Source organism: Agreia sp. Leaf335 (genome assembly GCF_001423605.1).
GTDB lineage: Bacteria > Actinomycetota > Actinomycetes > Actinomycetales > Microbacteriaceae > Agreia.
Genome location: NZ_LMOQ01000003.1, coordinates 301,739 through 324,001, shown reverse-complemented (window position 1 = coordinate 324,001; position 22,263 = coordinate 301,739). Strand labels below are relative to the sequence as shown.

The window sequence follows — 22,263 nt, the reverse complement described above, 5'->3', positions numbered from 1 at the left end:
GCGCGGCTACTGTGTGATCATGACTCAGAATTCCGGCGGCGCAGCCGGTGGCTCCGCCGACAACGCAACCGATTCCGGCGACGCGACGGCACCACCCCGCATGCCTGTGGCCGCCAACACCGGCGCCGCTCTGGCGGTGGGACTGGATCTGCAGGTCGCACCCGTTCCGGCGAGGCAGGTGCGCTCGTGGGCGCTCTGGGACTGGGCGACCCAGCCGTACAACTCGGTCATCCTGACGTTCATCTTCACGGCTCTCTACCTGACGACCGACGTCTTCCTCCCTGCCGACGTCGCGTCGCTTCCCGACGACGCGCCCGCCAAGGTCGCGGGCCTCGCCGACCTCGCCAGCGGGTTCGGCTTCGCCATCTTCCTCGCGGGACTCGTCATTCTCGTTCTGGCCCCTGTTCTCGGCCAGCGCGCCGATCGCGCCGGAAGCCGCAAGGCGGGTCTGCTGCTCTACACGATTCTTCTCGTCGCGAGTATGGGCGCTCTCTTCTTCGTGCAGGGCCAACCGAGCTACTTCGTGCTCGGAGCCGCCCTCGTGGCGATCGGCAGCGTGTTCAGCGAACTCGCCGGCGTGAATTACAACGCCATGCTCGTGCAGGTGTCGACGAAGAAGACGATCGGGCGGGTCAGCGGACTCGGCTGGGGACTCGGCTACATCGGCGGAATCGTGGCGCTCGTGCTCGTCGTCGTCGCGTACAGCGCCGACTGGTTCGGGCTCCCCCAGGAAGACGGACTCCCGTTCCGTATCGTCGCGGTCGGCTGCGCCATCTGGACGATCATCTTCGCCATCCCGATCTTCGTGTTCGTGCCAGAGCTGCCGGCGGTGCGGTCGGTCGGCCCCAAGGTCGGCTTCTTCGCCAGCTACGCCGTTCTGGTGAAGGACATCGCCCAGCTCTATCGAGAGAGCCGGCACACCTTCTGGTTCCTGGTGGCCAGCGCCGTGTACCGCGATGGTCTCGCGGGCGTCTTCGCTTTCGGTGCCATCATCGCCTCGGGTACCTTCGGCTTCAAGTTCCTCGAGGTCGTCGCGTTCGGAATCGCCGCCAACCTCGTGGCGGGCGTGAGCACGATCATCTCGGGCCGCTTCGACGACCGCTTCGGACCGCGCGCCGTCATCCTGTTCTCGCTCGTCGGCCTCGTCGTGGCCGGAACGGGCGTGTTCGCGCTGCACGACGCCGGCAAGATCGTGTTCTGGATCGGCGGCCTGGCGCTCTGTCTGTTCGTGGGCCCAGCTCAGACCGCGTCACGCTCGCTGCTCGCGCGGGTGTCTCCGACAGGTCGCGAGGGTGAGATCTTCGGCCTCTACGCCACGACGGGCCGAGCGGCGAGCTTCATCTCGCCCGGGCTCTGGTCGCTGTTCATCGCGATCGCGGGAGCGCAGTACTGGGGCATCCTGGGCATCGTGCTCGTCGTCGCGGTCGGCCTCGTGCTGATGCTCTTCGTGAAGCTGCCCGACCTGCGCGCCCAGGCCGTCGCGGAGTAGCCGCCCCGGGGCATCCGCGCCCGTACGGGCCATCTGCGCCCAGTCGACTGGCAGGCCTGCCTCAAATGTCGCAGATGGCGACACGGGGACCGCTCGCACTGGCCACATGCGTCATCTCACCTCGCTCCTTGCGGGTGGCTATGATGTGAGATGACGCGAATGGCGAGGTGCCATGACGCCAAGGCCGCCATTCACGTCACTTCATGCGGCCAGCTCGCGGCCCGTGCCTGTGCCTGTGGAGAACGGCCGACGCCGTGAAACGTCTTGGACGAAGCTAGGCGGATGCCGAACGCCTCGCCCCTGCCCGATGATCTTCGCGGTGGCCCCTTCTCGGTCAGCGATGCGCGGATTCGGGGCGTGACCCGAAGCAGACTCCGCGCATCAGACCTCTACGCTCCCTTTCACGGCGTTCGGCTGCCATCAACATCGAGGAGCCTGCGGCAACGATGCATGGCGTGGCAGTCCATCGCTCCGGCCGACTCATACGTCAGTCACTCCACGGCCGCGCTTCTGTTCGGATGCCCCTTGCCGCGGCGACTCGAGACAGCTGAAGTCATTCACGTGACCGTGGTGCGGCCCCGCCGCCCGCCCCGAGCGCGCGGCGTTGTCGGCCACTCCATCGGCCCGGACAACGGCACGCCAATCGACTCCCGCGGGCTCCGGATGTCCACCGCGGAGCAGACCTGGCTCGGTCTCGCGACGCAACTGGACTTCCTCGACCTGGTGGCGGCGGGAGACTACCTTCTGCGCGGATTTCGTCAGCCCGACGGCAGACGACGCCCTTTCACGACGGTCCAACGCCTGCGCTATGCAGCAGCAGCTCACCCAGGACGCCGTCACCGCGCGACCACCGATCAAGCCCTCGACGCCATCCGCGAGAGGGTCGACTCACCCAAGGAAACAGAACTGCGACTGCTTCTGCAGAAGGCGGGGTTTCCCGAGCTGGTCGTCAACGAACCCGTTCGAGACGACACGGGTCGGGTTCTCGCATGCCCCGATCTGCGCGTATGCGGCTACAACCTCGGCATCGAGTACAAGGGGTTCGTGCACGCGACGAACCAGGATGCGTGGGAGAACGACATCCGGCGACAACGCAGACTCGACGACATCGACTGGAAGACGATCGACATCATGCGCTCGGATCTGAGGCAGCCGCACCACATCATTCTCGTGATCGAACGCGAACTGCAGAAGCGAGGCTGGACGGGCAGCTCGACGTGGCCCGGCCTGCACTACGAGCGAGAACCCTAGGGAACCAGCACCCACAGCCAGATCAGCAGCATCGTCACCACGAAGCCGCACACGAAGTTGAACGTCAGGAATCGGCGCCAGCCAGTGTTCGCGCGCTCCGCGTCCTCGTCGGCGATCGACCAGTACGGCAGAACGCTCAGCGCGTAGGGCAGAACCAGCACGCTGCCCAGCGGGCCGGGCCACGTGGTGAAGAGCATCAGCACACCGCCGAGGAGATAGGCCACGAAGGCGATGCGCACCGTGGCTGCACCGCCGATGACGGTGGCGATCGACGAGATGCCGCCCTCCCTGTCGGCGACGATGTCCTGCACAGCTCCGAACGCATGGCTGGCCACGCCCCACAGGAAGAAGGCTGCCAGCACGGCCCAGAGGGCTGGCGTGAACGCGGCCCCGGCCAGCACGAGACCGTAGACGGCCGGGCTCACGAAGTGCGTGCTCGAGGTGAGCGAGTCCACGAACGGGCGCTCCTTGAACCGCAGCTTCGGAGCGCTGTAGGCGAGCACCGCGAAGAGGCTCACGGCCAACACCAGCCATGACAGCGGCGAGCCCACCGCGACGAGGAACACGACGAACGGCACATTCGTGATCACGACCGCCCACAGGGTGATGCGATGCAGCGACTTGTCGAGCACGGCGCCCTCGACACCGCCCTTGCGCGGATTGCGCATGTCGGACTCGTAATCGAAGACGTCGTTGATGCCGTACATCGCGAGGTTGTAGGGAATCAGGAAATACAGCGTGCCCAGCACGAATACGAGATCGACTTCGCGTGTGACCAGCAGATACCCGGCGGCGAACGGGAACGCCGTGTTGACCCACGACAGGGGCCTCGATGAGATGAGCAGCTGGCGGATCATGCGCGGCTCTCGCGTTCTCGCGCGGGCAGCAGCATCCAGAGCGACGGCAGGAGGATCGCGGCAGCCACCGCATACGCGAAGTCTTCGAGAGGCGCGATGCCGATGAATGCCCCCGAGATGAGCGAGGGCTCGTAGCCGACGAGCCCCACGCCGATCATCACGTTGTCGAAGACCGCGGTCATCACGAGCAGAACGCCGAGGGTGATCGCGATCGCGACCCAGGGCCTCGTGCTCCGGATGCGCATGGCTGCGCCGATCGCGACAAGCGCGACGACCGCGAGGAAGATCGCGTTAAGGGTCCAGTAATTCACGAGCGCACCGCCGCGCTGCGCGTGGAATCGGCGGTCACGCGCTCCCGCGTCAGGAACCCGAACAGATTCATGGCGAGGTAGCAGAGCAGGGTCAGAAAGAACAGTTCCTCGACCGGCAGCTCGGGGGCCAGCTGCAGACCCGTCATGAACGAGGTCTCACCGCGGAAGAAGATGCCGAAGCCGATGCCCGCCAGATCCCAAGCGATGAAAAACACCAGACCCGCAGCCAGAACGATGGATGCCCGTCGCGCGTCACGAAAGAAGAAGAGCGTGAAGCGTCGGTCGAGCACCACCATGCCCGTGATCGAAACGAGGAGCGCGAGCAGGTAGAGCAGGCCCATCAGTCGCCGGGCTCCGCCACAACGGCGGTGTCGGTCGACGCCTCGGTCGAGGTGTCGATCGGATACGGCAGCGGGGCGATGTCTGCTGTCTCGCCTGCGGGCTCCGCCAGGGCGCCCGTCGACGTATCGCCGCGCAACCGCTTGATCACGAGCTCCGCGCTGATCAGACACATGGGCAGCCCGATTCCGGGGATCGTGGAGCCACCGGCGTAGATCAGGCCGTCGACCTTCTTCGACACGTTGCCGGCGCGGAAGAACGCGCTCTGTCCGAGCGTGTGCGCTGGGCCCAGGGCCGTGCCCTTCCATGAGTTGAGGTCATCGACGAAGTCGGCGGGGCCCATGGTGCGTCGCACCACGATGCGCTCGGCGAGGTCGGAGACACCGGCCCACTCGGCCACCTGTGCAATCGCGGCGTCGGCGATCTTCTCGACCCTCGCATCCCCCTGGCCATCTTCGCCACCGTGGCCGATACCTGGGTCGGCGGGGATCGGAACGAGGATGAAGATGTTCTCGTGCCCCTCGGGAGCCACACCGCTGTCGGTGGCGCTCGGTCGGCAGACGTAGATCGACGCGGGCTCGGGAACCGAGGTCGGGCCCTTCGGACCGAAGCGGCCGAACTTGCTCGCACCGAAGATCTTGCCGAAGTCGCCCTTCCAGTCTTTCGTGAAGAACAGCGAGTGGTGCGCCAGCTCGGGAAGCTCGCCGGCGACGCCGAGGTAGACGAGCACGGCGCTGGGGCCGGCGGTCTTCTTCTGCCAGTACGACTCGGGGTAGGTCTGCAACTCAGGCAGCAACATGGTGGTCTCGACGTGGCGCAGATCGGCCGTGGCCACGACGAGGTCCGCCTCGAGCTCGTGCGCCCGGCCCTCTTCGTCGAGGTAGTGCACGCCGCCCACACGGCTGCGATCGGATGCGCGTGGCGCGGCCGCGGGTGCCGCCGCGTCGGCGCTGGCCGTCGGCGTACCGGGGCCGCTCGACGCCGCTGCCGCACCGTTGCCGTGCGCATCCACCTCGCCCGCGAGAACGCGGCGCAGCTCGTCGCGGTCGATCACATTCGTGTCGAACTCGGTCGTCTCGTAGTCGTAGACGCTCTTCTCCGGCTCCGGCGCGCGGAGCGAGGGATCGAGCTCGAGCACGATGCGGGTGACGGTCGCTCCGGTGTGGATCTCTACGCCCGCCTCTCGGGCGATATTCGCGATGCTCGCGATCACCTGGCCGAACCCGCCCTGGGGGTACAGCACGCCGTCGTTCATGTCGAGGTGGCTCATCAGGTGGTACATGCTCGGAGCGGCATACGGTGACGATCCGAGGAAGACGGCGGGGTAGCCGAGGATCTGCTGCAGCTTCGGGTCGCGCACCGCGCGCCCGGCGAAGCTGGCCAGCGTCTCGGTGAGGAGGCGCACGAGCCGCGGCGTGCGGGAGACCACGGGGCCCACAGCGAGGGGCTTCAGATCTTCGAAGGTGGAGTAGAGGAAGTACTTCTTGGCGAGTTCGTAGGTCTCGGCGGCGGAGTCGAGGTAGCCGGCCATCTTCACACCGGCGCCGGGCTCGATCGACTCGAACAGTTCGAGATTGGCGTCGAGATCACTGCGGATGTCGACCGTGGTCTCCTCGCCCTCGAAGAAGACCCGGTAGCCGGGGTCGAGGCGGGTGAGATCGAGCTGCTCGGCCGCCGAGGTGCCCATGAGCTTGTAGAAGTGGTCGAAGACCTCGGGCATCAGATACCACGATGGGCCCGTATCGAACGTGAAGCCGTCCTTCTTCCAGACCCCCGCTCGTCCTCCGACGGAGGGCTGCTTCTCGAGCACGGTGACCGAGTAGCCCTCGCGAGCGAGAAGCGCGGCGCTCGCCAGTCCGCTGATCCCGGCGCCGATCACGATGGCCCGTCTGGGTGCACCCTGTTGATCGGTACTTCCACCGGCGGCATTCGAGGCGGTCACACGTGCTCCTTCGGTAGACGACCCGCTGCTGCAAGGGCCGCGATTCGCATTTTAACGGGGTTGGGCACGCGGATGCGGGTGGTCACCAGCACGGAGGCCGGAGTTTCGCGCAGGCGGCCGGTGAGTTCGGCGAAGAGTCCCTGCGCGAGCACGACCGCGCGGCGGGACGACGACGGCAGGAGCGTGAGCGTGCTGCACGCGATGTCGAGATCGTTCTGGATGTCGTCGATGATGGCGCTCTTCTGCGCCTCGGTGAACGAGTCGACGTCGACACCGGGAAAGTAGCTGCGACCGAGCGCGGTGAAGTCGGCGGCGAGGTCACGCAGGAAGTTGATCTTCTGGAAGGCGGCCCCGAGATGGCGGGCGCCGTCGACGAGCCGCTCGTCGTCTGCCGCGGAGTAGCGGTGGCCGACGAGGAAGGCCTTGAGGCACATCAGCCCCACCACTTCGGCCGAGCCGTAGACGTAGCGCTCGAACGACTCCGGGGTGTGCGCGGTCTGGCTCAGATCGGCGCGCATCGAGGCGTAGAACGGCGCGGTCAACTCCTCGCCGAATCCCGTCTCCCGGGCGGTCATCGCGAAGGCGTGCACCACCAGGTTGGTACTGAACCCGCAGCGCATCGCCTCGTTGGTCTCGGCCTCGAGCGTGTCGAGTTGAGACCGGATGGCATCCGCCTCGAGACAGGCCTCGGCGGCGACGCCATCGACCACTTCGTCGGCGAGCCGCACAAGGGCGTAGATGTTCTTGACGTGCTGACGCACGGGCGGCGACAGGAGCTTGGAGGCGAGACCGAACGAGGTGGAGTATCGCCGGATGACGACGGCCGATGCCTCCATGGCGACGCGGTCGTACAACGAGCGTTCCTTGCTCATTTGACCCGTTCCAGCACGGTCGACACGAAGCCGCGGAACTCGGCACGAACGGAGTCGGGGAGAGATGAAGAGGCCAGGTGCTCCCACGCTCGATTGGCGAAGTCGCTGGCCAGAGCCTCGGCGTAGCGTCGAGCACCGCTGGATTCGAGCAGAGCCCGGATGCGCTCCGCCCCCTGCTCGTCGAGGTCGGGGTCGCCGAAGACCGGCTCGATCTCCGACCACTGCTCGGTGGTCGCGGCGTAGGCGATCAGAACGGTGCGCTTGCCCTCGCGGAGGTCTCCGAGTGTGGACTTTCCGGTGTCGCCCTCGTCCCCGAAGACGCCGAGGAGATCGTCGACGATCTGATAGGCGATGCCGAGATTGCGGCCGAACGAGCCGAGCGCCTCGACGGCGGCATCGTCTGCTCCTGCCAACACCGCCCCGGCCTGCAGCGGAGTCTCGAAAGAGTAGACCGCCGTCTTGAGCCGCTCCATGTCGACGATGTCATCGACGGACGGCGGCTCGGGATGAAGGGAGAAATCGACGTCGAGCAGTTCGCCCGCGGCTGAGGCGAACATGGCCTCGTCGAGGATCTCGTGCAGGCGCTCGCGAAGTTCGCCGCCGACGCCGCTGCGGTCGAGCAGACGGAACGCATTGAAGAGAGCGAGGTCGCCGGCGATGACGGCCACCGAGAGCCCACGGTGTTCCGCGGTGGGAATGGGGATTCCTGCGGTCTGGGCGAGATCACGGTAGCTACCCGAGACGTTGGGACCACCTCGTCGGATGAAGTCGCGGTCGATCACGTCGTCGTGCACGATGAGTGCGGTGTGCAGCAGCTCGAAGGCCGCTCCCACGTAAGCGGCGGTCTCGGAGTCGGTTCCTCCGAAGGATTCGTACGCCGCCAGCACCATCGACGGCCGGAACCTCTTGCCACCGGCGGAGTTCTTCTCGAGCGTCTCCCAGAGGGTGACGTAGCGGGGGCCGATACCTGAAGCGCGCGACTTCGCGAGCCCGAAGAAACGGTCGAGAACCGCGTCGACATGCTGCCGTCGCCGCTGGGTCACCACCACGAGATCATGCGTATCCACAGTCCGAGGCTAACTCACGAGACTGTCTAAGTAATCCGCCGCGACCGGGGGATTGCAGAATGATCGGCTGCCTGCTCGAAGAATCCGCGCCAAATCAGTCAGTCGGCTGACTATTCTCTCGTTCTGGCAGAATGAGGCCATGTCTTCTCGCGAACAGGTGGTTCTCCTTTCTGAGGAGGGAACACCGATCGGAACGGCCGACAAGGCCACGGTGCACACAACAGACACGGCGCTGCACCTGGCGTTCTCGTGTCATGTCTTCGACGCGCGAGGACGCATTCTCGTGACGCGACGCTCGCTCGCCAAGGTGGCGTGGCCGGGCGTCTGGACCAACTCTTTCTGCGGCCATCCCGCTCCAGGAGAGGAGATGACCGACGCCGTCGCACGCCGGGCGGAACGCGAGCTCGGTATCACTCTCGACAGTGTGAGCCTGGTGTTGCCCGACTTCCGCTACCGGGCCACCGACGCATCCGGCATCGTCGAATACGAGATCTGCCCGGTCTTCACGGCCACGACGAGCGACGAGGTCGTCGGCAGCCCCGACGAGGTCGCAGAGTGGAACTGGGTCGACCCCGAGTCACTGCGCTCGGCCGTGTCGAGCACCCCGTGGGCGTTCAGCCCGTGGCTCACACTGCAGCTGCCTCTGCTCAGCGAAAGCAAGACGGCCGCTTCAGCGCGGTGACAATCTCACGGAACTTATGCCGTTCGGGGCATTCATCTCGCTCGCGCCGGTAGACTGGAGCTCCACACGGCCGCTTGCGACCGGGCGCGAACCGTTCCCCGGCTTGAACCTCTGAGGGAGCCGCAATGATCACCTCTCTCGTCGGCTTTGCCCTCGCCGGGCTGCTTCTGCCCATGCTCACCACCCGCTTCGGCCCGCGGATGTTCGTGGTCGCGGCCGCCGTTCCCGCCGCAGTCTTCGTCTGGCTGCTCTTCCAGGTCCCCGCGGTGACGCGAGGCGAGACCCCGACCGAACTGCACCCCTGGGTTCCGCAGCTCGATCTCGCCTTCGCCTTCCGACTCGACGCTCTCTCGCTCACGATGGCTCTCATCGTCACCGGTGTCGGTGCGCTCGTCGTGCTCTACTGCGCCCGCTACTTCCGCCGCGGCGAAGACGGTCTCGGCCGGTTCAGCGGAGTGCTGCTCGCCTTCGCCGGCGCCATGTTCGGTCTCGTCGTCAGCGACGACATCTACGTGCTCTTCATGTTCTGGGAGGCGACCACCGTCTTTTCCTATCTGCTCATCGGGCAGTACACGGCGAAGCGCAAGAGCCGCGGCGCCGCGCTCCAGGCGCTGCTGGTGACCACGGCCGGTGGGCTCGCCATGCTGGTGGGCGTCGTCATCCTGGCCGTCGAGTCGGGCACCACCCGGGTGTCGCAGATCGTCGCCGACCCGCCCCAGGCATCCGGTCTCGTCACGGTCGCCGTTCTTCTCGTGCTCCTCGGCGCCCTCTCCAAGTCGGCTCAGGTGCCCCTGCACTTCTGGCTGCCCTCGGCTATGGCCGCGCCGACACCGGTCAGCGCGTATCTGCACGCGGCGGCGATGGTGAAGGCCGGCATCTTCCTCATCGCACTGCTCGTTCCCGCGTTCGGCGACACCCCCGGCTGGAGGCCGGTCCTCGTGGCAGTCGGCGTCCTGACCATGCTGGTCGGCGGCTGGCGCGCGCTCCGTCAGCACGACCTCAAGCTCCTGCTCGCCTACGGAACGGTCAGCCAGCTCGGCTTCCTCACCGTGGTCGTGGGCTACGGCACCCGCAACGCGGCCCTGGCCGGCATCACGCTCATCACGGGCCACGCGCTCTTCAAGGCCACGCTGTTCCTCGTCGTGGGCATCATCGACAACCGCCTCGGCACGCGCGACCTGCGCAAGATCAGCGGACTCGGTCGACAGGCACCCCTCCTGGCCGTCGTCGCCACTCTGGCCGCGGCATCGATGGCCGGGCTGCCGCCCCTGCTCGGTTTCGTCGCCAAAGAAGCGGTCTTCACCGCTCTGCTCGAAGACGCAGAGCACGGTGCCCCGCTCGGGTTCGTCGCCCTGATCGGTGTCGCCCTCGGATCCGTGCTCACCGTCGCCTACACAGCCCGTTTCATCTGGGGCGCGTTCGCGCGAAAGCCCGGCGTCGAGCCGGCGGAGTTCGTGCACGAGCACGTCGACTTCCTCGTCTCGCCGGCCATCCTGGCCCTGGTCAGCCTGGCTCTCGGCATCGCGTCGCCCCTGCTCGATCCCCTGTTCGGCCGTTACGCCGACTCCGTCGCCCCGCTCAGCGGTGAGGCGCTCGCCGCCAGCAAGGCGGCGACGACCGCCGGCGACACGGTCGCGATTCCGGATGCGGCCCACCTGGCCTTGTGGCACGGTGTCGAGCCGGCTCTCGGCATCTCGGCCGTCACCCTCGTGCTGGGGCTCGCGCTCTTCGCGGCACGCACGCGCGTCTCCGCTGTGCAGAGCCGAGTGCCCTCGTGGATCGACTCCGCCCGCGGCTACAGCCGGGTCGTGCACCTCGTCGACCGGGCCGCCGTGCGACTCACTCGACTGACCCAGACCGGGTCGCTCCCCATCTACGTCGCGACGATCCTCGTCGTGCTGGTGGCCGCGGTGGGAACCGCGCTCGCGCTCGTCGGCGAGCTGCCCGGGTCGTTCAGGCCGTGGGACTCCCCCGCGCAACTGCCCATCGCGATCGTCATGGGCGTCGCCACGATCGCTGCCGCTCGTGCCCACAAGCGCTTCATGGCCGTGGTCCTGGTGGGCGTCACCGGCTATGGCATGGCCGCTCTCTTCGCACTGCAGGGCGCGGCAGACCTCGCCCTCACCCAGGCTCTGGTCGAGACCGTCACGCTGGTGACCTTCGTTCTCGTACTGCGCCGGCTGCCCTCGGCCATCGGCCAGGATCACGGTCGCCGGCATCGCATCGTGCGTGCCGTCATCGGGGTAGGCGTCGGCATCGTGATGTCCGTCGTCGCCGTCGTCGCTCTCGGCTCGCGCATCGCGGAACCCATCTCGCTGCAATTCCCCGAGCTCGCCTACGAGGGCGGGCACGGCCGCAATGTCGTGAACGTGCTGCTCGTCGACATCCGCGGATGGGACACCCTCGGCGAGATGAGCGTGCTCGTCGTGGCCGCCACCGGTGTGGCCAGTCTCGTGTTCCTGTCTCGCCGCAGCAGCGACATGCCGAGGCTCGGCCCCGAGACCGAGCGACCGCGCTGGTTCGCTCGCCGCACACGCATGGCCGAGGCGCCGATCGAGGCGACCGCGAGCGCCGGCGCCACCCCCGACGGAGCCGCCCCGTCGCAGGAGAAGGGCAACCAGCGCACCCCCTGGCTGCTCGCGGGTAAGACGCTCGCGCCCGAGAACAGGTCGATCATTCTCGAGGTCGTCGTGCGGTTGCTGTTCCACTCGGCCATCGTCGTGTCGGTCTACCTGCTGTTCGCCGGCCACAACATCCCCGGCGGCGGTTTCGCGGGAGGCCTCGTCGCGGGGCTCGCCTTCGTCGCCCGTTACCTTGCAGCCGGGCGCTTCGAACTCGGCGAGGCCGCGCCCATCGATGCCGGAAAGCTGCTCGGCTTCGGTGTACTCTTCGCGGGCGGCACCGCACTCGTGCCGATCTTCTTCGGCGTCGACGCGCTCACCTCGACGTGGTTCGAGGCCGAGCTGCCGGTGATCGGCCACATCGAGTTCGTCACCTCGACACTGTTCGACATCGGCGTCTACCTCGTCGTCGTCGGTCTCGCACTCGACATCCTCCGCAGCCTCGGTGCCGAGATCGACAGGCAGCAAGAAGAAGACCACGGCGACGAGAGCTCGCCCGACGATGGCATTCCCGGTGCCCACGAGGTGAACACTCTGAGCCACACGCCCCACGAGCCCACCCCCGATACGCCGGCCGCCACCGAAACCGATGCCGAGAACGCCACCGAGAGGAGCCCCCGATGAGCGCCTCCCTGGTTCTGATCCTGCTCATGGCCGTGCTGTACGCCGGCGGGGTCTATCTGCTGCTCGGGCGCAGCATGACCCGCATGCTGCTCGGCTTCCTGTTGGTGGGCAACGCGACCAATCTGCTCATCCTGATCATCGCGGGGCCGGCGGGCGTCGCCCCGATCGTGGCCGACGGAGTCGAGCCATCCGAGATGCACGACCCTCTGCCAGAAGCACTCATCCTGACCGCGATCGTCATCACCTTCGGTGTCTCCGCCTTCTTGCTCGCCCTCATCTACCGCTCGTGGCGCATCGCGCGGGCCGACGTCATCACGAGTGACGAGGCCGACGTGGCCGTGGGCGGCGCCGACAGTTCGATGGATGACGAGGAGAGCAACGAGGCCGAAGACGGCTCGGGCGAAGACACCGAATTCGAAGGGCGAGCGGAGGCGAAGACCTCGTGAGTGCTCTGATGAATTCGCTCATTCCGCTCGTCGTCCTGCTTCCCCTTATCGGAGCCGCCGGCGCGCTCGTCGCGGGACGCCGGCCGAGACTGCAGGTCACGTTCTCGATCACCGTGCTGTCACTCGTCGTGCTCACGAGCGCCGCGCTCGTCTATCTCACCGATCAGACCGGCGGCCACGCGGTCGAGGTGGGCGGCTGGTCGGCTCCCTTCGGAATCGTGCTGGTGGTCGACAGGCTCTCGGCCCTCATGCTGCTGATCTCATCGATCGTGCTGCTCTGCGTTCTCGTGTTCTCGGTGGGCCAGGGCATGGCCGACGGCGACCGCGAGACTCCCGTGTCGATCTATCACCCGAGCTATCTGATCCTGGCGGCGGGCGTCTTCAACGCCTTCATCGCGGGCGACCTGTTCAACCTCTACGTCAGCTTCGAGATCCTGCTCGTGGCGAGCTACGTGCTCCTCACGCTGGGTGGAACGCAGGCGCGCATCAAGGCCGGCATCACGTACATCATCGTGAGTCTCGTGTCGTCGATGCTGTTCCTCGCCTCGATCGCAATGATCTACGGCGCGACCGGAACCGTGAACATCGCCCAGCTGTCGGTGCGCCTCGGCGAGCTGCCCGCCGACATCCAGCTGGTGCTTCAGATCATGCTGCTCGTGGCCTTCGGCATCAAGGCGGCCGTCTTCCCCCTGTCGTTCTGGCTGCCCGACTCGTATCCCACCGCCCCTGCTCCGGTCACCGCCGTGTTCGCGGGCCTGCTCACCAAGGTCGGCGTCTACGCGATCATCCGCACGGAGACGATCCTGTTTCCCGGCAACACGCTTCAGACGGTGCTGCTCGTCGTCGCGCTGCTGACACTGGTGATCGGCATCCTGGGCGCCGTCGCGCAATCAGACATCAAGCGGATGCTGTCGTTCACGCTGGTCAGCCACATCGGTTACATGATCTTCGGCATCGCGATCGGAACCGTCGCCGGCATGGGCGCGACGATCTACTACGTGATCCACCACATCACCGTGCAGACCACCCTCTTCCTGGCAACGGGACTCGTCGAGCGGCAGGGCGGAACAACGGCACTCAACCGACTCGGAGGCCTGCTCAAGGCATCGCCGGTCATCGCCGTGCTGTTCTTCATTCCGGCCCTCAACCTCGGCGGCATCCCGCCCTTCTCTGGATTCATCGGCAAGCTGGGCCTGTTCGAGGCGGGAGCGCAGGCACCGTCGCCGCTCATCTGGGTGCTGATCGGTGCGGGCGCACTCACCTCTCTGCTGACCCTCTACGCGCTCATGCGAGCGTGGAGCCTGGCATTCTGGCGACCGAAGCGCGAGGCGCACGAAGAGGAGTCGCCGGCGCTCGATCGCATCGAGGAGGCGCCGGAGGAGGCTTCGGACGTGCAAGAGACGAAGGCGTCTCCGCGCATCATGATCGGGGCGACCGTGGCCATGGTCACGGTGAGCGTCGCCCTCACCGTGTTCGCAGGGCCCCTGTACTCGATGGCGACTCGCGCGGCCGAGAATCTCGAGCAGCCCACCGACTACATCTCACTGGTCTTCCCCGAGGGAGGCGTGTCGTGAGCGGCGTACGTGGATCGATCTGGCGCCAGGTTCCGCTGCTGATCTGGCTCGTGGTGCTCTGGCTCTTCCTGTGGGATCAGGTGTCGGTGCTCAGCATCGTCACGGGTCTCGTCCTCGCCCTGCTCATCACGCGCGTGTTCTACCTGCCGCCCGTCGAACTGCCCGACCGGATCCACCCTGTGGGACTCGTCGTCTTCATCGGGCACTTCCTCTTCGACCTGGTGCGCGCATCGTTCCAGGTGGCGTGGCTGGCCGTCGATCCGCGTCGGGTGCCCACAAGTTCCATCGTCGCGGTGCAGCTGTCGACCAAGTCCGACCTGAGCCTCACGCTCACCGCGCTGGCCGTCTCGCTCGTGCCCGGCTCGCTGATCGTCGAGGCCGACCGGCAGGACGACATCCTGTATCTGCACGTTCTCGGCACCGAGACAGCAGACGACGTGGAGAAGGCCCGAGCCAACGTGATCGCAGTGGAAGAGCGCATCGTGCGGGCGATCGGCTCTCGCGACGACGTACGCCGCGTCAACATGTCGCGGGCCGAACGGTCGCTCGGACCGATCGTGTCAGGACGACGCCAGCGAGCGTGGGAAGAGCGGCACCCGGTCATTCCGGTCGAGCAGTACCCGAGCGAGGGAGGCTATCCAGAATGAACATCATCGTCTACATCGCCGGTGCCCTGTTCGCCGTAGCGGCCCTGTTCGCTGTTGTGCGCATCTGGCGCGGACCCTCGATCCTCGATCGCATGGTCGCCGCCGACATGCTGCTCTCGACGCTCATCTGCGTGCTGGGAGCAGAGATGGTCTACAACCACCACACGCGAACGCTGCCCGTCGCCCTGGTTCTGGCGATGTTCGCCTTCGTCGGTTCGGTGAGCGTCGCCCGCTTCGCGACGAAGCAGAAAGACGCCGAGACGAACAAGACCAACGAGGGAACATCGCCCTTGGATCCCTCGCTCGACGAGCTGGCGGGAGGCGAGAAATGACCGTCGACGACTGGTTCGAATTGGCCGCCTCGGTGTGCCTGCTCATCGGAGCGCTGCTGAGCCTCGCGGCCGGCGTCGGGCTCCTGCGGTTTCCCGACGCGCTCTCTCGCATGCACGCGGCCACCAAGCCGCAGATCGCGGGCCTGGCGTTCATCCTGCTCGCCGTGGGCCTGGATCAGCGAAACTGGGCCACCGTCTCGACCCTGTTCCTGGTGATGCTGTTCCAGATGCTCACGGCCCCCGTGGCCGCGCACATGATCGGCCGGGCCGTCTACCGCACCCGCCACCTTCGACGCGAGCTGCTGCTCACCGATGAGCTGGCCGACGTGGTCGACCGGGCCAGCCACGACCTGGCGACCGACCCGGCGAACCGACCCGAGTAGCCGCCCCGAGTAGCCGCCTCGTCGAACGACCCGCCGCCGAGTCAGAAGTCGGTGTGCCCCAGCTGCGGCGAGGCGACGAAGCGCGCCACGTTGAGGGCCGCGCCGTGCAGTTCGAACAGCACGAGCTCGTTGCGACCCTCGCGAACGAGGGCGCCGGGAACGTAGAGAGTGGTCCCCGGCCCGCGGCTCCAGTAGCGGCCCAGGTTGAAGCCGTTCACGAACGCCTGCCCCTTGCCCCACCCCTCGATGCTCAGGAACAGGTCACGGCCGGCTGGCGCAGCGAAGCCGCCGCGCACGAACGAGGGTCCGAACACCGCTTCTGCGGCCTCGAGTGGCGCGTAGAGGTCCGTCGCTCCCGACACCACGGTGTCGAAGCCGAGCTCGAGCACGCTCCAGCCTCTGACCTCCTCGCCGCTGATCGATACTCCCCCGATGAGGCCCTTGTGCTCGCCGATGCGGGGGCCGTAGTTCACTCGACCCTGGTCCTCGACGAGGATCGAGAGCGAAGCCGCGCCCGAAGAGGCGGGCAGGCTGAGGCTGACGTCATGGTGGTCTCGCTGCAGCACACCCACCGGGTCGCGGTCGATGAACACCTGCGCCCTGTCACGCACCTCGCCGACCGTGAGCACCCGACCCGCCGACGACTCGGCAGCCGCGACCGCGTCGAGCTCGGCGGTGTACAGTGCGAAACCCCTGAACTGCGCCCGCTCGTCCATGGTGGGCAGGGCGTCGACCGCCACTGTCTCGCCGAGTCGGCCGGCGGCATCCCACAGCGACACCCGCTCGTCGAGCACGACCTCGATCTCGGCGGCAGGCCCGCCGACCTGGGGAACCTCGTCGGGAACAGGGGCGTAGCGAGAGATGACCTCGCGGAAGGCCCAGAACTTGGCTCCGGGATCCCCGGACTCCGTGAGCGGAGCGTCGTAGTCGTAGCTCGTGACCGTGGGCTGGAAGACGCCCTTGTCGTTCGCGCCGTTCGTGAAGCCGAAGTTGGTGCCGCCGTGGAACATGTAAATGTTCACCGACGCGCCGGCCGCCAGCAGAGCATCGAGCTCGCGCGCCGAATCCTGGGCGTCGGTCACGTGGTGGTGCGCGCCCCAGTGGTCGAACCACCCGTCCCAGAACTCGGCGCACATCAACGGCCCGGTCTTCTGGTGCGAGCGCAGGGTGGCGAGTCGCTCGGCCGCGCGAGAGCCGAAAGACCCCGTCTTGTGCAGTTCGGGCAGGCTGCCGTCGGCGAGCATCTGGTCGGTGGGCTGATCGATGGTGGTGAACGGCACGGTGATGCCGCCCGCCCGCGTCAGATCGACCAGCTTTCTGAGGTAGCTCTTGTCATCGCCGTAGGCGCCGTATTCGTTCTCGATCTGCATGAGGATCACGGGCCCGCCACGATCGATCTGGCGTGAGGCCACGATCGGCAGCAGCTCGGCGAAGTACTCGGAGACCGCAGCCATGTACAGCGGCTCGTCGCGACGCACGCCCACGGCGGGGTCGCTGAACAGCCAGCCGGGGAATCCGCCGTTGTCCCACTCGGCACAGATGAACGGGCCGGGACGAACGATCGCGTACATGCCCTCGGCCGCCACGAGGTCGAGGAAACGGCCCAGGTCGAGTCCGCCGCTCGTGTCGAACGTGCCCCGGGTCGGCGAGTGTTCGTTCCACGCCACGTAGGTCTCGATCGTGTTGAGGCCCATGAGCTTGGCCTTGTGGATGCGATCGGCCCAGTAGTCGGGGTGCACTCGGAAGTAATGCAGCGCGCCCGCGAGGACGCGGAACGGCTCACCGTCGAGAAGAAAGTCGGCGTCGCCGATGCGGAAGTCAGGCATTGTCGTTCCCCCAGGTCGAGGTCGTCAGCGAAGGTCGAGCAGTGGCGAACCGCACGATCGACCACGACAGTGCGGGCAGAATCGCCTTCGCCCTGCCGTCGTCGACCGTCACGATGCCGAGGTCGAGCGCGAGCACGGCATCCGGGTCGGCCTGCGTATTGCTCGCGTGCCGGTCGCGGCCTGTCGGCACGCCGAGCGTGCGCTCGTACAGAACGGATGCGATGGGCGCGCCCTCGACGTCGATCGACACCTCGAGGGGGTCGGTCGTCGAGCGGTTCACGAGAAGCAGGGTCATCTCGTCTGCCTCGGTCAGCGCGATCACGTCGAGTAGCGAGACGTCTCCGTACTTCGACGTGTGCTGCCGATCCGAATGCACGCGTGTGCTCACCACGTCGCCGGTCGCGAAGCGTGCTGTCAGAGCGAACGGATGGAAGGTGGTCTGTCGCCAGGCGGGCCCGTTCGGCTCCGATCGGATGGGGGCGATTACGTTCACGAGCTGGGCGAGATTGGCCATGCTCACCACGTCGGAGTTGCGCAACAACGACATGAGCAGGCTGCCCACCACGACGGCATCGGTCACGGTGTACTCGTCTTCGATGATGCGCGGGTGATTCTTCCAGTCACCGGCGAAGAGCGGCGGCTTGTCCACCTCGTTGAAGCGGGTCTGGTTCCACACATTCCACTCGTCGACGCTGATGCCGATCGTGCGCTCGGAGCCGTGCGCGTCGAGGGTGTCGCGGATGATGTCGGCCACCGTGCGGATGTAGCGATCGAGTCCGACGCCAGATGCCAAGAAACTCTCGAGATCGCCGTTCTCCTCGTAATAAGCGTGCAGCGAGATGTGGTCGAAGACGTCGATGCCGTGCTCGAGCACCGTCTTCTCCCACGTGCCGAAAGTGGGCATGTCGGCGTTCGAGCTCCCCGCGGCGACGAGCTCGATCGTCGGGTCGATCCACTTCATGACCCGGCCGGTCTCGGCGGCGAGCCGGCCGTACTCATCCGCCGTCTTGTGGCCGATCTGCCACGGCCCGTCCATCTCGTTGCCGAGGCACCAGAGCGTGATGCCGAAAGGCTCGTCGCGACCGTTGCCACGGCGCTGTTCGGCGAGCGTCGTGCCGGAGGGGTGGTTGCTGTATTCGAGAAGCGAGGCTGCCTCTTCTATGCCGCGGGTGCCGAGGTTGACCGCATTCATGACCTCCACGCCGGCCGTCTCGGCCCACTCGGCGAACTCGTGCAGGCCCACCTGGTTGCTTTCGACGCTGTGCCAGGCCACCTCGAGCCGCGTGGGTCGTTCTGAGACCGGCCCCACGCTGTCTTCCCAACGGAACCCCGAGACGAAGTTGCCCCCGGGGTACCGGATGACGGTGGCCCCGAGTTCGCGCACCAACTCGAGCACGTCGCCTCGGAACCCCTGCTCGTTCGCCGTGGGATGACCCGGCTCGTAGATTCCGGTGTAGACGGCGCGGCCCATGTGCTCGACGAAGGAGCCGAACAGGCGGGGCGACACCGGGGCGATGATGTCGGACGGGGTGACGGTGACGCGGGCGTGGGCCACGGAGGATTCTCTTTCGGGTGTGCGTGAAGACGGCCCCCGCCAGCGCACTGACGGGGGCCGCAGGACGAGGAGCTAGTTACCGGTCTTGACGGTGAAGCCCTGTTCGTTTCCGTAGTCGGCCGTGGCCTTCTGCCACGCCTCGAGTCCGGTGTTCAGGTCGGACTTGTCGGCGTAGGACTTGCCGACGGTGTCGTTGAAGATGCTGTTCGAGTAGACCTGGAAGGGCAGGTACTGCCATCCCTTCACGACGTCTTTCGACGACTGCACCAGAACCTGGTTGATCTTCTGACCACCGAAGTAGGGGCTCTCGTAGTTCAGGAACGAGTCGTTGTTGAGGTCGGCGACGGTAGAGGGGAAGCCGCCCTTGGCGATCGACGTCTGCGTTCCGTCGCCCTCGTTCATGTACTGCAGGAACCCGGCTGCGGCGAGCTTGTTCTTGCTCTGCTTCAGGATCGCGTCGCCGCCTCCGCCGTTCTCGGCGCTGGCTGCCTGTCCCTTCTCCCACGTGGGCATGGGGGCTACGCGCCAGTCGCCGGAGGCCTGTGCGACGCCCGACTCGAGGTTTCCGGGCATCCAGGCACCGATGGTGAGGGTCGCGATGCTGCCATCGCCGAGTCCCTTGTACCACTCGTCGCTCCACGAGGTGATGGGCGAGACGAGTCCGCCCTCGACGAGCTGGCTCCAGGTGTCGGCGAACTTCTTCGAGCCCTCATCCTGCAGGTTGATCGAGACATCGGTCGACTTCTCGGTCTTGTACGGCTGGCCGCCCGCCTGCCAGATCATGCTCGTGGTGAAGCCCGCGTCGCCGGTGTCATTGGTGATGTACTTCGTAGGGTCTGCGGCGTGCAGCTGCTTGGCCGCGGCGACGTACTCATCCCACGTGGTCGGCACGGCGATGCCGTACTGGTCGAAGACGGCCTTGTTGTAGAACAGCGCCATGGGGCCGGAATCCTGCGGGAGGGCGTAGACGCCGTCGTTCAGGCTGACCGAGTTCCAGGTGCTGTCGGTGTATTTGTCGGCGAAGGAGTCGAACCCGAAGCCCTTCAGATCGACGAGCGAGTCGCTGAGTGCGAACTGGGGCAGGGCGTAGTACTCGATCTGGGCGACGTCGGGCGCACCCGATCCGGCCTTGATCGCGTTCTGCAGCTTCACGTACTGGTCGTTGCCGGTTCCGGCGTTGACGACCTTGACCGTGATCTTCGGGTGCTCCTTCTCGAAGTCCTTGGCGATCTGCTCGACGGCCGGGGCCCAGGCCCAGACGGTGATCGTCGTCTCGGTGTCGAGAGCCTTGGCGATGTCGTCGGCGTTGCCGGTCTCGGCGCTTCCGCCAGCCGAGGAGCAGGCCGAGAGGGCGAGGCCCAGGGCGAGGACGCCCGTGAGGGCGGCGGCGCCCCGACGGAGGCGTCGTGTGCTGCGAATCTTCATGATGTGCCTTTCACTTCCTTGTGTGTTGAACAGGTGATGCGGGGGATGGGACGAGTAGGTGGATCACGCCTTGACGCTTCCGGCGGTGAGACCCGACTGCCAGTACTTCTGCAGGAACAGGAACGCCACGATGATCGGAACGATCGTGAGCAGCGATCCCGTGACGACCAGGTTGTAGATGGCGTCACCGCCGACCGTCTGCGACTGCTGGTTCCACTGGTTCAGCCCGACCGTGAGCGGGTACCAGGTGGGCTCGGACAGCATGATCAGGGGCAGGAAGTAGTTGTTCCACGTCGCCACCACGGTGAACAGCAGAACCGTGACGATGCCCGGGGTCAGTAGGCGCAGTGAGATGGTGAAGAACGTGCGCATCTCGCCGGCCCCATCCATGCGCGCCGCCTCAAGCACCTCGGTCGGCACCGCGTCGAGGGCGTAGGTCCAGATCAGGTAGAGGCCGAACGGGCTGATCAGCGAGGGCAGGATGATCGACCACGGCGTGTTGGTCAGGCCCAGCTGGCTGAACATCAGGAAGGTCGGAACCGCCAGGGCCGTGCCCGGGATGGCGACGGCGCCGAGGACGACGGCGAAGACGAGCTTCTTACCGGGGAAGTTGAACTTGGCGAGCCCGTAGCCGCCGAGAGCGGCGAGCAGGGTGGCTCCGCCGGCGCCTACCACCACGTACAGCAGTGTGTTGCCGAACCAGCGCACGAACTCGCCGTTGCCGTAGGTGAGGGTCTGCGAGATGTTGTCGAACAGTGAGAAGTCTCCGCTGAACCAGAGACCGAACGAGCTGAGCAGCTCGGACTGGGTCTTGGTCGAGCTGACGAACAGCCAGAACAGCGGGAAGAGCGCGTACACGACCATGACGGCCATGACGATGGTGAGCAGAATAGACCGGCGCTGGTGAACGCCACGGCCCTTGAGTGAACGCGTGTGCCTCGTCGCTCGCGACGAGGTTCGTTTGCCCGGTCGGGAGTCTGCTGACGGGACGGAGATCGTGGCCTGGGTCATCTCAGACCTCCTTTCGCGAGCCGCGGTTTTGCACGACGAGTGCGATCACGGCGGTGGCGACGCCCATGACGATGGCGATGGTGGCCGCGTAGTTGTACTGCTGGCCCGAGAACGACAGGTTATAGGCGTACATGTTGGGCGTGAACGAGGTGACGATGGTGTTCTTCGCCAGAGGCTTCAGGATGTTCGGCTCGTTGAAGAGCTGGAAGCTGCCGATGATCGAGAAGATGGTTCCGATCACGATGGCTGGCCTGAGGGCGGGCAGCTTGATGTTGCGGATGATGCGCAGGTGGTTGGCGCCGTCGAGCTCCGCCGCCTCGTAGAGATCGGTCGGAATGACTCGGAGAGCCGCATAGAAGAGCAGCATGTTGTAGCCGACGAACTCCCACGTGACGATGTTGCCGATCGAGGCCAGCACCCATTCGTTCGAGAGCGGGTCGGGCAGCGAGATCCCGAAGAAGTCGTTGATGTTGGCGACGAGACCGAAGCGGATCCCGTACATGAATCCCCACATGAGCGTCGCCACGACGGCAGGCACCGCGTAGGGCAGGAAGATGCCGATGCGGAAGAACGCCGGGAAGTGCAGACGCGCACTGTCGATCGCGAGGGCGGCGAACAAGGCGAGCAGCAGCATGATGGGAACCTGCACCACGAGGAAGATCGACACCCGACCGAGCGACTCCCAGAACTTGGAGTCGCCGAGCACCTGGATGTAGTTCGCGAACCCCACGAAGGAGTTGCCGCCGACGAGCTGGTCTTTGAAGAAGCTCAGGTAGATCGAGTAGACGACCGGGGCTACCAGCACGAACGCGAAGATGAGCATGAACGGGCCGATGAACTTCCAGCCTGTCCAATCGCGCTTCGCCTTCTGCGAGGCCGAGCCTCGGCCCAGCCGGGGCGCGACCGCCCGGGGCGGATCCTGTGACACCGTCGTCATTTCACATTCTCATTCTTCTCTTGAGTCTCGCGTCGGGGGGTGAGCGCTCATCCGCTAGGTCAGATGTTTACG

At 66.4% G+C, this 22,263-nt stretch carries 20 protein-coding genes; 9 read left to right on the top strand and 11 right to left on the bottom strand.

Features of this window, described 5'->3' with window-relative positions; all coding sequences use genetic code 11:
* The first annotated feature begins 19 nt into the window (after positions 1 to 19).
* Complete coding sequence (locus ASF79_RS11870; protein ID WP_326942866.1) at positions 20 to 1,489, top strand: MFS transporter; 1,470 nt, start codon at positions 20 to 22, stop codon at positions 1,487 to 1,489.
* 450 nt (positions 1,490 to 1,939) lie between these two features.
* Positions 1,940 to 2,740, top strand: a complete 801-nt coding sequence (locus ASF79_RS11865; protein WP_055855202.1) for a hypothetical protein — start codon at positions 1,940 to 1,942, stop codon at positions 2,738 to 2,740.
* Here the strand turns inward: ASF79_RS11865 and ASF79_RS11860 are convergent.
* Genes ASF79_RS11860 through ASF79_RS11835 form a run of 6 tightly spaced genes read right to left on the bottom strand, consistent with a single transcriptional unit; the run spans position 2,737 to position 8,128 of the window.
* Entirely contained in the window at positions 2,737 to 3,597 is an 861-nt protein-coding gene (locus ASF79_RS11860) for a prenyltransferase (protein WP_055855200.1), read from the bottom strand. The two genes, ASF79_RS11865 and ASF79_RS11860, sit on opposite strands and share 4 nt — an antisense overlap.
* A complete protein-coding gene (locus tag ASF79_RS11855) occupies positions 3,594 to 3,908 on the bottom strand; it encodes a lycopene cyclase domain-containing protein (protein WP_055855198.1) in 315 nt (104 codons plus the stop codon). The genes ASF79_RS11860 and ASF79_RS11855 overlap by 4 nt, the downstream gene beginning before the upstream one ends.
* Positions 3,905 to 4,249, bottom strand: a complete 345-nt coding sequence (locus ASF79_RS11850; protein WP_055778919.1) for a lycopene cyclase domain-containing protein — start codon at positions 4,247 to 4,249, stop codon at positions 3,905 to 3,907. Before ASF79_RS11850 ends, ASF79_RS11855 begins: the two co-directional genes overlap by 4 nt.
* Positions 4,249 to 6,189, bottom strand: a complete 1,941-nt coding sequence (gene crtI / locus ASF79_RS17110) for a phytoene desaturase family protein (protein WP_156366241.1) — start codon at positions 6,187 to 6,189, stop codon at positions 4,249 to 4,251. Before crtI ends, ASF79_RS11850 begins: the two co-directional genes overlap by 1 nt.
* Positions 6,186 to 7,061: a phytoene/squalene synthase family protein gene (locus ASF79_RS17380; RefSeq protein WP_055855196.1), complete on the bottom strand. Its 876-nt coding sequence runs from the start codon at positions 7,059 to 7,061 to the stop codon at positions 6,186 to 6,188. Before ASF79_RS17380 ends, crtI begins: the two co-directional genes overlap by 4 nt.
* Positions 7,058 to 8,128: a polyprenyl synthetase family protein gene (locus tag ASF79_RS11835; protein WP_082466027.1), complete on the bottom strand. Its 1,071-nt coding sequence runs from the start codon at positions 8,126 to 8,128 to the stop codon at positions 7,058 to 7,060. Before ASF79_RS11835 ends, ASF79_RS17380 begins: the two co-directional genes overlap by 4 nt.
* Positions 8,129 to 8,267: 139 nt before the next feature.
* Here ASF79_RS11835 and idi point away from each other — a divergent pair, with 139 nt between their 5' ends.
* The 7 genes from idi to mnhG all read left to right on the top strand — a co-directional run bounded on the left by idi (position 8,268) and on the right by mnhG (position 15,437).
* On the top strand, positions 8,268 to 8,810 hold the full coding sequence (idi, locus tag ASF79_RS11830; protein ID WP_055855195.1) for an isopentenyl-diphosphate Delta-isomerase: 543 nt from the start codon (positions 8,268 to 8,270) through the stop codon (positions 8,808 to 8,810).
* 125 nt (positions 8,811 to 8,935) lie between these two features.
* The gene (locus ASF79_RS11825; protein WP_082495862.1) at positions 8,936 to 12,055 is read left to right on the top strand and encodes a Na+/H+ antiporter subunit A; all 3,120 of its coding nucleotides are present in this window, start codon (positions 8,936 to 8,938) and stop codon (positions 12,053 to 12,055) included.
* The gene (locus ASF79_RS11820; protein WP_055778930.1) at positions 12,052 to 12,501 is read left to right on the top strand and encodes a Na(+)/H(+) antiporter subunit C; all 450 of its coding nucleotides are present in this window, start codon (positions 12,052 to 12,054) and stop codon (positions 12,499 to 12,501) included. The genes ASF79_RS11825 and ASF79_RS11820 overlap by 4 nt, the downstream gene beginning before the upstream one ends.
* A gap of 8 nt (positions 12,502 to 12,509) precedes the next feature.
* Positions 12,510 to 14,075, top strand: a complete 1,566-nt coding sequence (locus ASF79_RS11815) for a Na+/H+ antiporter subunit D (RefSeq protein WP_055856056.1) — start codon at positions 12,510 to 12,512, stop codon at positions 14,073 to 14,075.
* Entirely contained in the window at positions 14,072 to 14,722 is a 651-nt protein-coding gene (locus ASF79_RS11810) for a Na+/H+ antiporter subunit E (RefSeq protein WP_082495861.1), read from the top strand. The genes ASF79_RS11815 and ASF79_RS11810 overlap by 4 nt, the downstream gene beginning before the upstream one ends.
* Positions 14,719 to 15,054 carry a monovalent cation/H+ antiporter complex subunit F gene (locus ASF79_RS11805; RefSeq protein WP_082466031.1) on the top strand — a complete coding sequence of 112 codons (336 nt, stop codon included), beginning with the start codon at positions 14,719 to 14,721 and terminating at the stop codon, positions 15,052 to 15,054. Before ASF79_RS11810 ends, ASF79_RS11805 begins: the two co-directional genes overlap by 4 nt.
* Positions 15,051 to 15,437, top strand: coding sequence for a monovalent cation/H(+) antiporter subunit G (gene mnhG / locus ASF79_RS11800; protein WP_055855193.1), 387 nt, complete (start codon positions 15,051 to 15,053; stop codon positions 15,435 to 15,437). Before ASF79_RS11805 ends, mnhG begins: the two co-directional genes overlap by 4 nt.
* A gap of 41 nt (positions 15,438 to 15,478) precedes the next feature.
* Here the strand turns inward: mnhG and ASF79_RS11795 are convergent, their stop codons facing one another.
* The 5 genes from ASF79_RS11795 to ASF79_RS11775 all read right to left on the bottom strand — a co-directional run bounded on the left by ASF79_RS11795 (position 15,479) and on the right by ASF79_RS11775 (position 22,191).
* On the bottom strand, positions 15,479 to 17,263 hold the full coding sequence (locus ASF79_RS11795; protein ID WP_055855191.1) for a glycoside hydrolase family 35 protein: 1,785 nt from the start codon (positions 17,261 to 17,263) through the stop codon (positions 15,479 to 15,481).
* On the bottom strand, positions 17,256 to 18,818 hold the full coding sequence (arfA, locus tag ASF79_RS11790; RefSeq protein WP_055778947.1) for an arabinosylfuranosidase ArfA: 1,563 nt from the start codon (positions 18,816 to 18,818) through the stop codon (positions 17,256 to 17,258). The genes ASF79_RS11795 and arfA overlap by 8 nt, the downstream gene beginning before the upstream one ends.
* 72 nt (positions 18,819 to 18,890) lie before the next feature.
* Entirely contained in the window at positions 18,891 to 20,243 is a 1,353-nt protein-coding gene (locus tag ASF79_RS11785) for an ABC transporter substrate-binding protein (protein WP_104280390.1), read from the bottom strand.
* A gap of 63 nt (positions 20,244 to 20,306) precedes the next feature.
* Positions 20,307 to 21,254, bottom strand: a complete 948-nt coding sequence (locus ASF79_RS11780; RefSeq protein ID WP_055778950.1) for a carbohydrate ABC transporter permease — start codon at positions 21,252 to 21,254, stop codon at positions 20,307 to 20,309.
* Position 21,255: 1 nt separating this feature from the next.
* On the bottom strand, positions 21,256 to 22,191 hold the full coding sequence (locus ASF79_RS11775) for a carbohydrate ABC transporter permease (RefSeq protein ID WP_055778953.1): 936 nt from the start codon (positions 22,189 to 22,191) through the stop codon (positions 21,256 to 21,258).
* Positions 22,192 to 22,263: the final 72 nt, after the last annotated feature.

Bases quoted from the DNA above. Each gene is read 5' to 3' on its own strand.
- ASF79_RS17380 (WP_055855196.1), bottom strand. From the start codon at position 7,061: ATGAGCAAGGAACGCTCGTTGTACGACCGCGTCGCCATGGAGGCATCG.
- ASF79_RS11795 (WP_055855191.1), bottom strand. From the start codon at position 17,263: ATGCCTGACTTCCGCATCGGCGACGCCGACTTTCTTCTCGACGGTGAG.
- ASF79_RS11785 (WP_104280390.1), bottom strand. From the start codon at position 20,243: ATGAAGATTCGCAGCACACGACGCCTCCGTCGGGGCGCCGCCGCCCTC.
- ASF79_RS11865 (WP_055855202.1), top strand. From the start codon at position 1,940: ATGGCGTGGCAGTCCATCGCTCCGGCCGACTCATACGTCAGTCACTCC.
- ASF79_RS11820 (WP_055778930.1), top strand. From the start codon at position 12,052: ATGAGCGCCTCCCTGGTTCTGATCCTGCTCATGGCCGTGCTGTACGCC.
- idi (WP_055855195.1), top strand. From the start codon at position 8,268: ATGTCTTCTCGCGAACAGGTGGTTCTCCTTTCTGAGGAGGGAACACCG.
- ASF79_RS11775 (WP_055778953.1), bottom strand. From the start codon at position 22,191: ATGACGACGGTGTCACAGGATCCGCCCCGGGCGGTCGCGCCCCGGCTG.
- ASF79_RS11815 (WP_055856056.1), top strand. From the start codon at position 12,510: ATGAATTCGCTCATTCCGCTCGTCGTCCTGCTTCCCCTTATCGGAGCC.
- ASF79_RS11780 (WP_055778950.1), bottom strand. From the start codon at position 21,254: ATGACCCAGGCCACGATCTCCGTCCCGTCAGCAGACTCCCGACCGGGC.
- ASF79_RS11870 (WP_326942866.1), top strand. From the start codon at position 20: ATGACTCAGAATTCCGGCGGCGCAGCCGGTGGCTCCGCCGACAACGCA.
- ASF79_RS11850 (WP_055778919.1), bottom strand. From the start codon at position 4,249: ATGGGCCTGCTCTACCTGCTCGCGCTCCTCGTTTCGATCACGGGCATG.
- ASF79_RS11805 (WP_082466031.1), top strand. From the start codon at position 14,719: ATGAACATCATCGTCTACATCGCCGGTGCCCTGTTCGCCGTAGCGGCC.
- ASF79_RS11860 (WP_055855200.1), bottom strand. From the start codon at position 3,597: ATGATCCGCCAGCTGCTCATCTCATCGAGGCCCCTGTCGTGGGTCAAC.
- mnhG (WP_055855193.1), top strand. From the start codon at position 15,051: ATGACCGTCGACGACTGGTTCGAATTGGCCGCCTCGGTGTGCCTGCTC.
- ASF79_RS11825 (WP_082495862.1), top strand. From the start codon at position 8,936: ATGATCACCTCTCTCGTCGGCTTTGCCCTCGCCGGGCTGCTTCTGCCC.